The 15212-nt window shown below is 69.2% G+C and carries 20 protein-coding genes; 16 read left to right on the top strand and 4 right to left on the bottom strand.

Going from position 1 to position 15212, the window contains the following annotated elements; genetic code table 11:
* Both ACIP9H_RS29805 and ACIP9H_RS29800 read left to right on the top strand, forming a co-directional pair.
* Positions 1–291: a DUF1416 domain-containing protein gene (locus tag ACIP9H_RS29805; RefSeq protein ID WP_319663489.1), complete on the top strand. Its 291-nt coding sequence runs from the start codon at positions 1–3 to the stop codon at positions 289–291.
* 112 nt (positions 292–403) lie between these two features.
* A complete protein-coding gene (locus ACIP9H_RS29800; protein WP_401596652.1) occupies positions 404–637 on the top strand; it encodes a hypothetical protein in 234 nt (77 codons plus the stop codon).
* A 36-nt stretch (positions 638–673) separates the two neighbouring features.
* On the opposite strand, the gene ACIP9H_RS29795 is transcribed toward ACIP9H_RS29800, so the two are convergent.
* On the bottom strand, positions 674–1036 hold the full coding sequence (locus ACIP9H_RS29795) for a DsrE family protein (RefSeq protein WP_401596562.1): 363 nt from the start codon (positions 1034–1036) through the stop codon (positions 674–676).
* Between the two features lie 127 nt (positions 1037–1163).
* Between ACIP9H_RS29795 and ACIP9H_RS29790 the strand changes: the two genes are divergently transcribed.
* From ACIP9H_RS29790 to ACIP9H_RS29760, 7 genes are all read left to right on the top strand, one after another.
* A complete protein-coding gene (locus ACIP9H_RS29790) occupies positions 1164–1898 on the top strand; it encodes a hypothetical protein (RefSeq protein ID WP_401961800.1) in 735 nt (244 codons plus the stop codon).
* Between the two features lie 28 nt (positions 1899–1926).
* Entirely contained in the window at positions 1927–2751 is an 825-nt protein-coding gene (locus tag ACIP9H_RS29785) for a hypothetical protein (RefSeq protein ID WP_401961797.1), read from the top strand.
* Positions 2748–3587 carry a hypothetical protein gene (locus ACIP9H_RS29780; protein ID WP_401961795.1) on the top strand — a complete coding sequence of 280 codons (840 nt, stop codon included), beginning with the start codon at positions 2748–2750 and terminating at the stop codon, positions 3585–3587. The genes ACIP9H_RS29785 and ACIP9H_RS29780 overlap by 4 nt, the downstream gene beginning before the upstream one ends.
* A complete protein-coding gene (locus tag ACIP9H_RS29775) occupies positions 3584–4642 on the top strand; it encodes a hypothetical protein (protein ID WP_401961793.1) in 1059 nt (352 codons plus the stop codon). Before ACIP9H_RS29780 ends, ACIP9H_RS29775 begins: the two co-directional genes overlap by 4 nt.
* Positions 4643–4884: 242 nt before the next feature.
* Positions 4885–5448: an FABP family protein gene (locus tag ACIP9H_RS29770; protein WP_401596549.1), complete on the top strand. Its 564-nt coding sequence runs from the start codon at positions 4885–4887 to the stop codon at positions 5446–5448.
* Between the two features lie 86 nt (positions 5449–5534).
* Positions 5535–5987: a Fur family transcriptional regulator gene (locus ACIP9H_RS29765; RefSeq protein WP_401596547.1), complete on the top strand. Its 453-nt coding sequence runs from the start codon at positions 5535–5537 to the stop codon at positions 5985–5987.
* A 9-nt stretch (positions 5988–5996) separates the two neighbouring features.
* On the top strand, positions 5997–6980 hold the full coding sequence (locus ACIP9H_RS29760) for a YgfZ/GcvT domain-containing protein (RefSeq protein WP_401596545.1): 984 nt from the start codon (positions 5997–5999) through the stop codon (positions 6978–6980).
* Between the two features lie 11 nt (positions 6981–6991).
* On the opposite strand, the gene dtd is transcribed toward ACIP9H_RS29760, so the two are convergent.
* On the bottom strand, positions 6992–7417 hold the full coding sequence (gene dtd / locus ACIP9H_RS29755) for a D-aminoacyl-tRNA deacylase (protein WP_401596542.1): 426 nt from the start codon (positions 7415–7417) through the stop codon (positions 6992–6994).
* A gap of 223 nt (positions 7418–7640) precedes the next feature.
* Here dtd and ACIP9H_RS29750 point away from each other — a divergent pair, with 223 nt between their 5' ends.
* Entirely contained in the window at positions 7641–8168 is a 528-nt protein-coding gene (locus ACIP9H_RS29750; RefSeq protein ID WP_401961788.1) for an ABC transporter substrate-binding protein, read from the top strand.
* 107 nt (positions 8169–8275) lie between these two features.
* Positions 8276–9520, top strand: a complete 1245-nt coding sequence (locus ACIP9H_RS29745) for a GNAT family N-acetyltransferase (RefSeq protein ID WP_401596537.1) — start codon at positions 8276–8278, stop codon at positions 9518–9520.
* 4 nt (positions 9521–9524) lie between these two features.
* Here the strand turns inward: ACIP9H_RS29745 and ACIP9H_RS29740 are convergent, their stop codons facing one another.
* Positions 9525–9704, bottom strand: coding sequence for a hypothetical protein (locus ACIP9H_RS29740; protein WP_401596535.1), 180 nt, complete (start codon positions 9702–9704; stop codon positions 9525–9527).
* 55 nt (positions 9705–9759) lie between these two features.
* The gene (locus ACIP9H_RS29735) at positions 9760–9927 is read right to left on the bottom strand and encodes a hypothetical protein (RefSeq protein ID WP_401596533.1); all 168 of its coding nucleotides are present in this window, start codon (positions 9925–9927) and stop codon (positions 9760–9762) included.
* A 386-nt stretch (positions 9928–10313) separates the two neighbouring features.
* Between ACIP9H_RS29735 and ACIP9H_RS29730 the strand changes: the two genes are divergently transcribed.
* The 5 genes from ACIP9H_RS29730 to ACIP9H_RS29710 all read left to right on the top strand — a co-directional run bounded on the left by ACIP9H_RS29730 (position 10314) and on the right by ACIP9H_RS29710 (position 14709).
* Positions 10314–11129, top strand: coding sequence for a GntR family transcriptional regulator (locus ACIP9H_RS29730; RefSeq protein ID WP_401596530.1), 816 nt, complete (start codon positions 10314–10316; stop codon positions 11127–11129).
* Positions 11129–11794 carry an HAD family hydrolase gene (locus ACIP9H_RS29725; protein ID WP_401961784.1) on the top strand — a complete coding sequence of 222 codons (666 nt, stop codon included), beginning with the start codon at positions 11129–11131 and terminating at the stop codon, positions 11792–11794. Before ACIP9H_RS29730 ends, ACIP9H_RS29725 begins: the two co-directional genes overlap by 1 nt.
* A gap of 135 nt (positions 11795–11929) precedes the next feature.
* The gene (locus ACIP9H_RS29720) at positions 11930–12598 is read left to right on the top strand and encodes an HAD family hydrolase (RefSeq protein WP_401961781.1); all 669 of its coding nucleotides are present in this window, start codon (positions 11930–11932) and stop codon (positions 12596–12598) included.
* 116 nt (positions 12599–12714) lie between these two features.
* Complete coding sequence (locus ACIP9H_RS29715; protein WP_401961778.1) at positions 12715–14241, top strand: phosphotransferase; 1527 nt, start codon at positions 12715–12717, stop codon at positions 14239–14241.
* Positions 14242–14460: 219 nt separating this feature from the next.
* Positions 14461–14709, top strand: a complete 249-nt coding sequence (locus ACIP9H_RS29710; RefSeq protein ID WP_401961775.1) for a hypothetical protein — start codon at positions 14461–14463, stop codon at positions 14707–14709.
* Positions 14710–15212: the final 503 nt, after the last annotated feature.

Here is a 15212-nt window from a genome sequence, read left to right as displayed (position 1 = left end):
ATGTGCGGAGCGAAGGCCGGCGGCCCCGATCTGGCCGGCGTCGACGTGGCGAAGGAAACGATCATCCAGGGTTCCGTGACCCGCGACGGCGAGCCCGTCGCCGGCTACGTGCGGCTGCTGGACGGCGGCGGCGAGTTCACCGCGGAGGTCCCCACCTCCGCGACCGGGCAGTTCCGCTTCTTCGCGGCCCCCGGCTCGTGGACGCTGCGCGCCCTCGTGCCGGGCGCGACCGTGGACCGCTCCGTCGTCGCGCAGCAGGGCAACCTCACCGAGGTGGCCATCGCCGTCTGACCGGCGCCACGAACCGATGAAGGGCCGCACCGCCACCCGAGTGGGGGTGCGGCCCTTCGCGAAGTACTTTGGAAGGGTGTCCACAAGGCGTCGGCGCCGCTGGTACTTCGCCATGATGAGCGGGTGCGTCCTGCTTTTCGTCCTGGCGTGGAGCGTGGTGCGCCTGTGGTCGGTGCCGGTCGCCGTCGGCATGTGCGTCGTCGCCATGCTGATCCCGCCGGTCGCGGCCATCGTGGCCAACCGCAGGGGCCCGGACGAGCACTGGTGGGACGAGACCGGCGACCCCAAGTCCGACGAGTGGTGGCGCGAGCTCGACCGCCGCGACGACCACCGCGACCAGCGCTGAGGCGCTGACGGCGCCGGATCAGCCGGATCAGCGGGATCAGTAGACGAGCGCCTGCACGCCGTCGGTCATCACCTCCTGGACGAAGACCTGCGAGCCGGCGATCCGCACCCCCTCCAGCACGTCCTTCTCGCCGATGTCCCGTCGCGCCGCGCACTGCGTGCACAGGGTGATCCGGCCGCCGGCCATGATCCCCTCGATCAGCTCGGGCAGCGGCGCGGCGTGCGGCAGCTCGAACTCCGCGGCCTTCCCCGGCAGCGCGAACCACGCGGACTCACCGGTCAGCCACAGCGAGACCTCCACGCCGCTGGCCACGGCCACCGCCGCCACCGTGAACGCCTGCGAGCACCGTTCGGGCGCGTCGGCGCCCGCCGTCACCTTGATCACCAGCTTCTTCGCCATGGCCCACACCCTAAGGTGGTCGGTCTCACAGCGAAAAAAGTGTGAAGCGCTTTCCGAAGATCGACATAATGTGACGCGCCTCGCTGCGCACATCGCGCGAGCGCTGTGTGTCTGCCCGGGGGGGCTTGTGGAAGCGCGTACGAACGCACGAACCGGTGCGACGATCGCCGTGGTCATCGGACTCGTCGTCCTGGCGACGCTCACGGCGGGTGCCGTGGTCGCCATAGGGTCCTCGTCCTCGGACTCCGCGGTGACGGCCGCGCCGTCGGCAACGCCGTCAACGGCACCGACAACGGCCCCGCCGTCCTCCCCGTCGCCGGACCCCACCCGGACCGCCGGGCAGAGCGCCTCCCCGTCCAGCACCGTCACCGGTACCGTCCACGACGGCGCACACAGCGGGGACCTGCGCTTCTTCCTGCTCACCCCGCCCAAGGACGCCGAGATCTACGGCGACGGGACGGGCACCGCCGTCAGCCGCGACGAGGTCGGCGTCAGCGCCGACATCAAGCGGGGCCTGAGCCGCTACGGCTTCAAGAAGGGCGCCCAGCGCACCTACCTGACCGCCGACGGCGCCTACGAGATCTCCGTCGAACTGCTGCGCTTCGACTCGGCGGCCGGCGCCTCCGGCTACTACGACGACTTCTATCTGGACTCGCCGGCCCTGGCGATCGACAGCACCCACCCCGTCAAGGCCTACCGGCTGTCCTCCGGCTCCGCCGAGAGCACCGACGCCGTGGCCGCGCTGTCCCACCAGGGCGACGTGCACATCAGCATCACCGTGACCGGGGAGAAGCTGCCCGGCCGCGACCTGCTCAAGCGGCTGCTCGACGAGCAGTACCAGCGCCTCGCGACCGGCCGCTGAGCCCTCGACGCCCTTTGTGGAGAACCCCTTGTCCCAGGACACCCCTGTCCCGGAGCAGGCACCCCCTGCTCCGGAGACACCCCCCGAGGCCGCCGCGGAGCCGCTCCCCGCGGCCCGCCCACCCCGTCGCCGCGGCCGCACCACCCTGCTGATCCTCGCGGCGGCCGTGCTCGGCGTCGCCGCGGGCGCCGGCACCGGCTACAAGATCCAGTACGACCGCCCCGAGACCCCGCTCCCCCCGCTCGCCCAGCCGGCCCTCGTGCAGCCCAAGGGCGCCGCACCGGAGACGAAGCCGCTCACCGCGGCCGAGGACACGCTGGTGAAGTACGACGGCGACCTGCGCAAGCTGCTGCTGAAGCGGCCCAAGGGCGCCAAGGACTGGGTGGGCGGTGACCCCGGTCACGACCAGTGGCTCTCGCTGTACGACTACGCCGAGACCTTCGAGGAACCGAAGTCCGCCTTCGCCGAGTTCAACAGATACGGCTTCCGGCGCGTCGCCGTCGCCGCATGGCGCACCGGCACGTACGACACCTCGTCCAGCACCGAGATCCGGCTGGTCCAGTTCCGCGACGAGTCGACCGTGTACACCGAGGAACACTTCGAGGCACAGCAGGGCTACGCGTCCGAGGAGAGGTACGCGGGCAACAAGGGCAGCGCCATACCCGGCGCGTTCGACGGCAGGGTCTGGGTCTACTCCAAGCCCGAGACCAAGGCCGGGTACCTGCCGGTCTACAAGGCACGCGCCCTGGCCCGGAAGGGCACCATCATGCTCGACATCTGGGTGACCTCGGCCAGGCCGATCAAGAAGTCCACGATCATGTCCCTGGCCGAGCGGCAGTGGGAGCGGCTGTGAGCGACGAGAACACCACCCTGCCCGGCGTGCCGGACTCCGTACCCGAGGGCGCGGGCCCGTCCGAGGCCGCGCCGGTGGCCGGGGAGACCGCGGCCGAGCCCCGCAGGAGCCGCCGCGGCCTCGCCATCGGCGTCGCCGGCGCGCTGGTCGCCGTCGCCGCGGGCGGGGGCATCGGCTTCGCCGTGCTCCAGCAGAAGGACGACGGCAAGCAGGCGACCGCGCGGCCCTGGAAGGCCCCGGAACCCAGCAAGACCGCGGAGTACGGCGCCCGGTCCGGCGGCAGCCACTACGGCGCCCTCGGCAAGCTGCTGCTGCCCGTGCCGCTCGGCTACACCTCGGGCCCGGACCTGGCCGAGTACGGCAATGACGCGGAGTTCACCGGCAAGGACGCCGTGGCGGTGTTCCAGGGCGACATCGCCGATCTGCCCAAGAAGGAGCGGACCCAGCTGCGCAAGACCATTGACGCGATGCGCATCCAGGGCGTCGGCATGCGCACGTACAGCGACATGTCGGGGGTGATTGCCGTGGACATGCAGATCGTCCAGATGAAGAACAAGAACTTCGCCCGCGCCGGCACCGACTACTTCAGCGCCTTCACCAAGGCCCTCGGCGTGTTCCGGAACGGGCCGAGGATCGCGGGCCACGACAAGGCCCGCTGCGTCCTCCCGCCCAAGAAGCCCGGGGCCGAGCTCGACGCCATGACCTGCCAGGCGACGGAGGGCGACCTGATGGTCAGCATGACGGTGACCGGTCTCGCCCCGCTGAAGAAGGACGACGCCGCGGACCTGTTCAAGAAGCAGCTCGACCGTGTGCAGGACCCGGGGGAGGCGGCATGACCGAGCAGACCAGGACCGACGAGGTGACGATCCCGTCCCAGGCCGCCCCGGAGCGGGCGGAGCCCACGGCTGCCGAGCCCACGCCTGAGGAGCCCCAGGTCGCGGAGCCCGCGGCTGCGGAGCCCAGGTCTGAGGAGCCCCAGGTCGCGGAGCCCGCGGCTGTGGAGCCCCAGGTCGCGGAGCCCGTGGCTGTGGAGCCCCAGGTCGCGGAGCCCGCGGCTGCGGAGGGCACGTCCGCGGAGCCCGCCCCCGCGGACGGCGTCGCACCGCTGCCCGTTCCCGCGTCTCCCCCGCGGCGGCGGTTGCGGGACCGGCGCGGACTGCGCGCGGCCGCGCGGTGGACGGCCGCGCTGCTGGTCTTCGGCGTACTGGGCGGCGCCGCAGCGTACGGGGTGACCCAGCCCGAGCGGACCGAGATCCCCGGGCTGCGCACCCCGGACGACGGCCGCTGGACGTACCCCGCGCTGAAGCTGCCCAAGCTCCCCGAGGGCGCGCCCCGCCCGATGGACGCGCAGCACAACGCGGCAGGCCGGCACTACGCGGACCCGCGCACGCTCCTGCTGCCCGCCCCCGCGGGCGCCAAGGTCGACAGGACCTTCCCGGACCGCACGGGCTGGCTGCCCACCGCCGACTTCGTGAAGGTCTTCCAGACGTCCTACCGCGCGGAGCTCACCCGAACGCTCGCCCAGGACACCCTCCGGCACATCGCGGCGCGCGCCTGGACCGCGCAGGACGGCACCCGCACGGAGGTCTACCTGCTGCAGTTCGCCACCCAGGCCTACGCGCGCGAGACGAACGCGGGCCTGGCGATGTCCGGCACCCCCGCGCAGGCCGCCTCCACGGCCCACGACGAGGACTGGGGCTTCAGCGACGTGCCCGCGGGCCAGAGCGCCGACGTCTTCGACGAGAGCGAGCCGCGGGGGCCGCAGCACGTCCGCGTCGCCTATGTCCAGGCCGGCGACACCGTGGCCGTGATCCTGCTGTCCAAGGCCGGGACACAGCCGGCCGTCCCGTTCCACCAGACCGTGAAGCTCCAGGCGCAGCTGCTCGGCTGACCGGGTTGTGCCCGGCGCGGGCGCGATGCGCGGGGGCCGCCCTCAGCGCATCGCGCCCGTACCGGCCGACTAGACTCGGCAAACGGCCCCACCGGGCCGCCGACCGTCCGCGCCTGCCCGAGGAGCACGCTCGTGAGCGCCATTGAGATCTTCTTCGACGTCATGCTTGTCCTGGTCTGCCTTGGCGTCCTCGCGTTCTCCGTTCTGGCGGTGAAGAAGCTCTACCAGGGACAGCGCTGAACATGATCGAAATCCCCTCAGACCTCCACCCGGAGCTCGTACCGCTCGCCTTCCTCCTGGGCACCTGGGAGGGCGCGGGCGTCTTCGACTTCCCGGGCGACGAGAAGTGCAACTTCGGCCAGGAAGTGGTCTTCACCCACGACGGCCGCCCGTTCCTGGAGTACACGTCCAAGACCTGGGTGCTGGACGCCGAGGGCAAGCCGGAGAAGCCGCTGGAGAGCGAGTCCGGTTTCTGGCGGATCGACAAGGACCGCAAGGTCGAGATCACGATGACCCGCGACAACGGCGTCATCGAGATCTGGTACGGCGAGCTCGCCGAGGGCAAGCCGCAGATCGACCTGGTCACGGACGCCGTGGCCCGGCTGGCCGACGCGCCGGCCTACAGCGGCGGCAAGCGCCTGTACGGCTACGTCAAGAGCGACCTGATGTGGGTGGGCGAGAAGGCCACCCCGGAGGTGGCGCTGCGCCCGTACATGTCGGCGCACCTGAAGAAGGTCGTCAACCCGAGCGAGTGGGCCAAGGACCTCAAGGACCTGCCCGACGACGGCATCGCCTTCTTCCGCTGAGCCCGTTTCTTCCGCTGAGCCCGCCCGGGCGGCCCCGCCATGCCGCGCCGGGCCGCCGGTGGCGCCCTTCCGCCTAGACTGTCCCTGTGGTGACCACGGACTGGAAGAGCGATCTGAGGCAGCGCGGCTACCGGCTGACGCCGCAGCGACAGCTTGTCCTGGAGGCGGTCGACGTCCTGGAGCACGCGACTCCGGACGAGATCCTCACCGAGGTGCGCAAGACCGCCTCCGGGGTGAACATCTCCACCGTCTACCGCACGCTGGAGCTGCTGGAGGAGCTGGGCCTGGTCAGCCACGCCCACCTCGGCCACGGCGCCCCCACGTACCACCTCGCCGACCGGCACCACCACATGCACCTGGTGTGCCGCGACTGCGAGTCGGTCACCGAGGCCGACATCTCCGAGGCCGCGCCGCTCACCGACCGGCTGCGCGCGACCTACGGCTTCGAGACGGACATGAAGCATTTCGCGATCTTCGGCCGGTGCGCGGACTGCGCACGGAAGGCCCGAACGACTGAGGGTTCAACTACCGCGACGTAGGCTGGTTCCATGCAGCGACAAACACTGACCAGCCCCCTGCTGTCGCTCCCCGGCGCCGTCCCCGCAGAAGGCCCTGACGAGGGAGTCGCCGCGCACTACGGGGACCTCTTCCGCGAGCAACGGGCCCTCGCGGACGGCAAGGGCTTCGTCGACCTGTCCCACCGCGGTGTCGTCGCCGTCACCGGCCAGGACCGGCTCGCCTGGCTCCACCTCCTGCTCACCCAGCACGTCAGCGACCTGCCGCCCGGGCAGGCCACCGAGGCGCTGATCCTCTCCGCGCACGGCCACATCGAGCACGCGCTGTACCTCGTCGACGACGGCAGCACCACCTGGATGCACGTCGAGCCCGGTACGCAGGGCGACCTCGTCGCCTACCTGGAGAGCATGAAGTTCTTCTACCAGGTCGAGGTCGTCGACGTGACCGGCGAGCACGCCGTCGTGCACCTTCCCGCGGGCAGCATCGCCGCCGTTCCGGAGGGGTGGCCGGTGCGCGAGGTCCCGTACGGCCGCGACGTCCTCGTGCCGCGCGCCGAGCTGGAGGCCTTCGCCCGGGAAGCCGCGGGCACCCCGGTCGGCGTGCTGGCCCTGGAGGCGCTGCGCATCGAGGCCCACCGCCCGCGGCTCGGCCTGGAGACCGACCACCGCACCATCCCGCACGAGCTGGGCTGGCTCGGCACCGCCGTCCACCTGGACAAGGGCTGCTACCGCGGCCAGGAGACCGTCGCCCGGGTGCACAACCTGGGCCGGCCGCCGCGCCGGCTGGTCTTCCTGCACCTCGACGGCAGCGAGGTCAAGCTGCCCGGCCACGGCACGCCCGTGCGCCTCGCCGCCGACGGACCGGACGGCCGCCAGATCGGCACCGTCACCTCGTCGGCCCGGCACTGGGAGCTGGGCCCGATCGCCCTCGCGGTGATCAAGCGCAACACCCCCGTGGACGTGCCGCTGCTGGCGGACGGGACGGCCGCGAACCAGGAGACCGTCGTCGAGCCCTGAGGGCCGCCGTCCTAGAGATCGAGCACGACCGTGAACGGGCCGTCGTTCGTGAGCGAGACCTTCATGTCCGCTCCGAAGCGGCCCGTCGCCACGTCCGCACCCAGTGCGCGCAGCTGCGCGACGACCTCGTCCACGAGCGGTTCGGCGACCGGACCCGGCGCCGCGGCGTTCCACGTCGGCCGGCGCCCCTTGCGGGCGTCACCGTAGAGAGTGAACTGCGAGATCACCAGCAGCGGCCCGCCGATGTCGGAGCAGGACTTCTCCTCCGGCAGGATCCGCAGACTCCACAGCTTGCGGGCGAGCTGTGCCGCCTTCTCCTCGGTGTCGTCGTGCGTGACCCCCACCAGCACGCACAGCCCCGGACCGGCGATCTCGCCGACCGTCTCGCCGTCCACCACGACCTTCGCTTCGCTCACCCGCTGGGCCACCGCTCGCATGCCCCCCATTCTCCCGGGCGCGAGGGGGCGCGCGGCACGGGGGCCGTACGCCCGCTTGGGCTCACGTACAACTGTCCGGCGCGGCCGTTCGGGTGCAGGTGCCTGCGGGACGCAGGTACTCGGTGGCACGATCGAGATCTGCCCGACGCGGGGGACGAGGGGACGGACAGACATGAAGCACACCGGTACGACACGTACCACCGGGACGGCGGAAGGCGAACGCATGCTCAAGGCACCGGGCCCGCGCTCCCCGTTCTCCGACGCGCCGCAGCCCGACTTCGCGGGGCTCACCCTCGCCGGCCTGCGCACCGCCCGCCGCGAAGCACAACTGGAGGAGGCCGACCTGTCCTACCTCCGCCGGCTGCTGCAGGGCCGCATCGACATCCTGCGCGCCGAACTGGCCTGCCGCACGGCTCCCGACGCGCCCGTGCTGGACCGGCTCTCGGAGATCCTCACCGACACCCCGTCCCGGCACCGCACCTCCGCCCGGCACGTCACCCTGCGCACCCCGCGCAGCGAGCGGTACCGGCAGCTCGCCGAGGAGATGCTCGCCGAGGTCGAGCTTTCCGACCTGGAGGCCCGCACCGACCAGGAACTGCACGACGCGATGGGGCGGCTGGTCCGCCACGAGCAGCAGGTGTCGCGCTGCCGGCACTCCCTGCAGCGCACCGTCGACGGGTGCAGCACCGAGATCGCCCGGCGCTACCGCGCTGGCGAGGCACGGGTCGAGGACCTGCTGTCGGGGGAGTGACGGCCCGCGCGGGGGGTGGGCCCGCGGGAAAGCCCGCGGGCCAGGCTGCGGGAAACTGCGCGAAAAGGGGATGCGCGCAGGCCTGACCGGCGCTTACCGTGCGGGACATGAGCCTTGAGGTCCGCACGCTCGAAGCATCCGACTTCGCCGGCTGGCTGCGCGCCACCCGACTCGGTTTCCACCGTCCCGCGACCGTCAGCGACGAGGAGATCGAGCTCCGGCGGCCGTACACGGATCTCGCCCGCACGCAGGGCGCGTTCGACGACGGCCGGTGCGTGGCCACCTTCCGCAGCATGCCGCGCGACCTCACCGTGCCCGGCGGCGCCGTACTGCCCTCCAGCGCGATCACCCACGTCACCGTCTCCGCCACGCACCGCCGCCGGGGCGTCGCCTCGCGCATGATGGCCAACGAACTGGCCGCCACCGCCGAACGCGGAGAACCGCTCGCGATCCTCATCGCCGCCGAGTACCCGATCTACGGCCGCTTCGGCTTCGGCCCCGCGGCCGGCGTCACCGAGTGGCACGTCGACACCGCCCGCGCCGGCCTGCGCCCGCCCGGCGACGACGAGGACGGCCGCGTCGAACTCGTCGACCCCGCCGACGTCCTCAAGTCCGGCCCGGAACTCCACGAGCGGGTACGGGTGCAGGTCCCCGGCTCGATCAACCGCAACGACCGCTGGTGGGAGCAGTTCACCGGCAAGGTCCGGATGTCGGCCGACGAGCCCTGGAAGGAACCGATCTTCGCCTTCTACCGGGACTCCTCCGGCCGTGTCGACGGCCTGGCCGCGTACACCGTCGCCGACGAATGGCACGGCATGTACCCGCAAGCCCCCCTGGAGATCAAGAACTTGATCGCCGCCACCCCGGCCGCCGAACGGGCCCTGTGGCGCTACCTGCTCTCCATCGACTGGGTCACCACCGTGCGCACGGGCTTCCGCGCCCACGACGACGTCATGCCGCTGCTCCTCGCGGACCGGCGCGCCGCCAGGGTCGACAACAGCTCCGACTTCCTGTGGCTGCGCTTCGTCGACGTGCCCCGCTCGCTGGCCGCCCGTACGTACGCCGCCCCGGGCACCGTCGTCCTCGACGTCCTCGACCCGTACGGCTACGCCGCCGGCCGCTTCCGCCTCGACGTCTCCCCGGACGGCACCGCCACCGCCGAGGCGGCTCCCTCCGCCGCCCCGGACCTGACCCTCACCGCCGCCGACCTCGCCGCCCTGTACCTCGGCGACGAGTCCGCGGTCCGCCTCGCCACCGTCGGCCAGGTCACCGAATCCCGCCCGGGCGCGGCGGCCCAGGTGGACGCGCTGTTCCGTACCTCGCGCAAGCCGTGGGCGATCGACGGCTTCTGACGCGTCAGCGGCCGCCGTACGAGACGAGGACCAGCAGTACCAGCACCCCGCCCACGCACATCGCGTAGCTCGACCGTGCCTTGGAACCGACCACGACCAGGACGACGCCCAGCCCCATCAACGGGCCGAACCGCCGGCCGAGGTACTCCTCGGCGATCGCCGCCATCACGTGACTCCACAGCATGACCCACCCCTTTCCCGGGCGGCCGCCGAACGGCGCGGGCCCCGCTGCCGCTGCCCTAGCGGGTCAGCAGCAGCGCGATCACCACGAGTCCGACACAGGTGAACGTCGTGTTCCGGGCCTTGTGGCCCACCGTGAACATTCCGACGGCGAAGGCGCCTGCCGCGCCGTACCGCCACTGGACGAGCTGCTCGAACGCGAAGGCGCACAGAGCGAGTGCGGGCATGGGGTTTCACTCCTTCGAGGCGCGTGGGACCGATCTCTCCGCGCGTAGAGCACGGCAGAGGAAGAGTTGACCCGAAGGTCGACAAGTGGCGAGAGCGGAAGCCTGGTGCTGATGTGTGCGTGCGATGCGACATGGCGCTGCACTGTCACCCGCGGCTGCCCCGAGCGCGTCATTGGGCCGGGACGCCGCAGTAGTCCCCGTGGTGTCAACTGCCCCAACTTGTCCGGCAGTCGGAGCAGTTGACTGCACTCATGTCTTGGTTGTTCCCGTTGGCTACAGGTCAATAAACTCAACGCACTCAACTCCACCTGGCTGACCGGAAGCTGTAGTCTTCTTGCGTGAGCGGTGACCGAAGGACCGGTGGAGCCAGGCGCCAGTGGGAGCGCGTGGCCGATTCGCTGCGTCACCAGATCGAGGCCGGTGAGATCCCGGCCGAGAAGCAACTCCCCACCCAGGCTGAGCTGGTGGATCGCTTCGATGTCTCCCGTGCCACCGTCCAGAAGGCTCTGAAGCAGCTCCAGGATGAGGGCTACGTAGAGTCAACGCAGGGCAAGGGAGTCTTCGCCCGAAACTGGCGCAACCCGACACCGGCACATGCCAACGGCGCGGCGCATCGTCCGGATTCGGCCAGTGTCGAGCTGGAGGATGCCGTCGCGGAGGCATTCGAGGCCGATGACATCACGATCGACGCCTACTGCCTGACGAGCGAGTCGTTGAACGCGGCTCTCAGCCGCTCGGTCGGCCGAGTCCTGCGTGGTGAGCTGCACCCCACCTCGATCAGGGTCCGGCTGCTGCTGCCCAGCCCCAATGCCCTGCTGGCCGTTCCCAGCAACGTGGCCGACCCGGAGGATCCCCGTCCGCGACAGCGGCTGGCCGACTTGATAGATCTCCAGTCGCGACAACTCCACAATTTGCTCGGGGACTTGCAAACACGCGGACTGGTCGATTCCGTGAAGATCACGACCAAGACGGTCGCGATCACGCCCGTGAACAAGTTCTACCTCCTGAACGGCGAAGTGGGCCTGACCGGCTACTACGCGGTCCATCAACAGGCTGTGGAGGTGCCGCCGGACAGATCGGTGGTCGAGATCTTCGATGTGTTCGGTGTGGGAGCGAGCCTGTACCGACAAGGATCGGCAGAATTCGACGAATGTCAGGCGTGGTTCGACTCACTGTGGACACTGCTCGCGAAGACCGCCTGATGGCGGCTGCCGTCGACTCCGTCCTCTTCGACTTCGACGGCCCCCTCTGCCGGCTCTTCGCCGGCCACCCCGCATACAAGGTCGCCGATGTCCTGAAGGAGCGGATGCGTCAGTACGGCCCCCTGACGGCCGTAGTGGAGTCGTGTGACGATCCGCATGCGCTGCTGGTGATGGTGGCCGGCAAGCCCACCGAATACGCGGCGGGCCTGAGTGACGAGCTGGACGCCACTCTGGCCAAGGAGGAGGTCGTCGCCGCGGGGTCGGCCGTGATCACGCCGGGTGTGGACACGCTCGTCAAGTCCCTGCACGAGCGGGGAACCCGACTTGGCGTCGTGACCAACAACTCCGAGGAGTCCGCGCGGCTCTTCCTCCTGGGCGCCGGGCTGCTGGATGCGTTCGACGGACCCATCATCGGCCGTCCCGGGGACGCCCTCCTGATGAAGCCCCATGGGTACATGCTGCGGTCCGCGCTGGACGAACTGGGGACCTCTTCGGAGCGGTGCCTCTTCGTCGGGGACTCATGGCGGGACGTTCACGCGGCCCGCAGTGCCGAGATCCCGTTCGTCGGCTACGCACGCGACCGGAGAAAGAGTGACGAGCTCGCTTCCGCCGGCGCGGCCACACTGATCTCTCACATGGCCGACATGGAAAGCCTGGTGTGGTGAGAGTCTCGCTTCATGTGCGGCCGCACTCTGGCGCGGAGCGAGGGGCGGAATCACACTCGCTGAGTGACTTCTGATGGCGAGCCGTTGATGGGTAGCAGCAGCACTCAGGCTCGTCACGATGCTCTGACAGGGGTCGTGGGTGTTCTCTTCGACTTTGACGGCCCGCTCTGCCATCTCTTTGCGACGACGACTGCACGGTTTGTGGCTGGGGAGCTGTGGAACTTCATTGAGGAAAGCGGGCTCCCGCCCGTGGATTCTGTGCCGCCCGAGAAGCACGACAGCCCGTTGGATGTTCTCAAGGGCGCCGCGGCCGACTGGACGGATCTCAAGGCTGTCGGGTCGCTGGAGGGAGAACTCGCTCGGTTGGAGCTGCAGGCCGTGGAGGGAGCAAGGGAGACCGACGGCGCGGAGAAGTTGGTGCGGGCGCTCTGGCGCGAGCGAATACCGATGGCGATCACGACGAACAACTCGGAGTCGGCAGTCGAGCGGCACCTCGAAAACTGCGGGATGGTGGATGCATTTCAGGGGCGAATCCACGGTCGGCAGAGCGTGCGCCCAGGGTTCCCACTCAGGGTGAAACCCGATCCGGACTGCATCGAGCGCGCGCTCGTGAGAATCGGGCAAGTGGATCGTAGAAATATTCTGATGATTGGTGATTCGCCGGATGATGTGGCGGCCGCGGAGAGCGCCGGTATCAGGTTCCTCGGCTTCCAGAATCCCGACGGCAACACGGGGCTCCAGGACGCCTACCCGAACTTGCGCCCGATTCGCCGCCTCGGTGATCTCACCCGTGGGCTGGCGTGACGGGTCTGGGGTGAATGTTCCGCTTCCGGTTCGGCCGGGGCCCTGAGGTGGGTGGGGAGGGCTGGAGCAGTGCTTCCAGCGGGGTGACCTCGGACGGATGCGACTGATTCGCCCTCATGGGTCAAACCGGGTCAATTCTTTGCCGGACCGAGTGTCGGCATAAGTATGCAGTGCTCCGTAGGTCTTCACGTGCGGAATGTATAAATATGGGATCGGCAAGCTGCCGATGGAACCCCGGGGCGAGTCGTTTTGTCCGCCGGTTGGCGGCGTGCGATCTTGCCAAAGGGCTTCGCGGTGTGCTGTGCGGTACTAGCATCGGTCCATTCGCCCCTAGGTTGAGGAAACCGGTGTCTACGACTGTCCATCACAAAGCCGCGCAGTGGGGGGAAAGCATCGTGGGGCCCCTTGGGGGTCATCATCACGAGTCATATGCCGTGCGCACGTCGCGCGATTCCGGATCCGGGACCGGGGGCTCCTGGGTCAAGCTGCGCTCGCCGCACCTCGGGGTCCTGCGGTACGACCAGCGTTGCTTTCTTTCCGAAGAAGAACTGCTGACTTTTCTGTCCGGTCGCATTTCCCGCATTCCCCGCGTGATTGACCCTGATCCGGCTGTCCCTGTTCACAGCTTCATCGAGGGTCGCACCCTGGGGGCGGTCGCCGGCGACAGTGGGCCGGTCGATGTGCTCTATGTCGACCAGATCGTGGAGACCTTCGGCGCACTGATGCGCATCGACGCCCGTGAGATTTCCATTGCACGAGCCTGCGGCGGGTCGCATCGGCGAAGTCGATGGGATGATTCCGCATCGTTTTATCGCGGACTGTTGCGGTTCGCGGACACCTCGGCCTACAAGAGCGAGATCGCGTCCCTCCGCGTGCTGTTCGATCGCCTCGGTGTGTCGAGGAAGTTGCTCGGTGGTCTCAAAAAACGAGCCTCCATGCTCACGGACCGGCCCTTCACGTTGGTTCATGGCGATCTGCACCGTGAGAACTTCATTGTCGACGACGCCAAAAACCTCTGGACCATCGACTGGGAACTCGCCCGCATCGGCGATCCCCTTTACGAGCTGGCCACGCACCTGCATTTGATGGGCTACCCGGAAGAGCAGGAAGCGGAGGTAGTCGCGCGCTGGAGGAACGCTGTTGAGGCTGTGCGGAAGGACGCGACCCGTGGAGCGGAGGACGATCTTGCCCACTACATGGCGTTCAAACGCGTGCAGTCGGTTCACACCGATGTCATGCGGGCGGGCCTCCAACTCGCCCTGCTGCACGACGACTGCCCAGAGGCCGGCCGCACCGCGTCGGACGCCGCGAACGTGGTTGCCGGCGCTTTGAAAGCCGTTGAGGGCATCGGCCCCGGAACGGGACGTGCGACGCCGTCGGTGGGCGAGGTCGAGGCTGTGCTCATGTCGTGGCGCCAGGACTTCGGTCGCACCGCTGCCGCTCAGCACCAGGCCATGGTGCGCAAAGGGGTGGGCCGGCCCCATGCGGATCACGGGCACGGGGCATTCCGTCACGCGTGGGGCCGGTTGGGCACGTGGATCGAGAGCAGGTGGGAGAAGCGGCGGGACGCCGCGCTGCGCGGCGGCAGCGAACCGGTCGCCGTAGAGGGTGACGCTGCTCCGGCGCCGGTGTTGCTGGGGTAGGCGAATCCCCTTCCTGCCCGATGTGGTTGCCAACGGCGCGGTGCAAGGGGTGGATTCGGCTGGTGTCGAGTTGGATGATGCGATCACTGAAGCCCTCGAGGCGGAGCACATCACGATCGCCTGCGGCCACTGGAGCGCCTGGCCGACCTGATTGATCTGCATGCCCGGTCGCTCGGCAACCTTCTGGCCGATCTGGCGGCGCGCGATCTGGTGGCAGAGGTGGTCTTCGAAGTCAGGCGGGTCGCGATCACCCCCGTGTTCAAGGTGTACTTGATCAACGAGACTCAAGGCCTGATCGGGTACTACGCCATCAAGGACAATGAAGTTCGCCTCGCAGATGGTGACATCGTAAAGATCTGGGATGTATTCGGCCTCGGTGCGAAGCTGTACCGCCAGGGGGGCGAGCAACGTGAGGAGTGCCGAGAGTGGTTCGAGTCCCTCTGGACGAAGATCGCCCGATCGGTGTGACCCTCACTGAGGTTCGTCCAGTTCGGCTTTGACCGTCCGCTCGCACACTGCTCGTCGAGTTGGAGCGCGAGTTATGCCGCGCCCGGCAACTGGTGGTGATCAAGGAGCTGCGGCGGGATCTGCTCCTGATCTTCGCTCGGAAATAGATGATGCGATCGGCGACCTTCGGGCTCCCCATGCCATGCACCCGCATTGAGTGAGGGGTGAGTCGGTGGGTGACAGGGAACTTAAAGAGTGTCTTGAGGTGAACTGCTAGGCTCCGATTCGTCCGTCTCGCGGGGTGATGCCCTATTGGTGCGCGATCAAGCGTTTGGTGCACGTTATCTGAAACGTCTGTGGCTATGGATGGCCTGTGATGATGCCGCGTAAGCAGCCGGATGTACGTATCGCCGTGATCACGCGAGTGCGGGGGTCCTTCGTCACATGGCATTACGCACGGAAGAGGCGTCACCCGTGCTCACTCCACTTGGCGGGGCATCACAATGCCAATCACGTGCTGCCGT

Source organism: Streptomyces sp. NPDC088732, from assembly GCF_044751205.1.
Lineage (GTDB): Bacteria > Actinomycetota > Actinomycetes > Streptomycetales > Streptomycetaceae > Actinacidiphila.
This window is presented reverse-complemented; position numbering and strand designations above follow the sequence as displayed.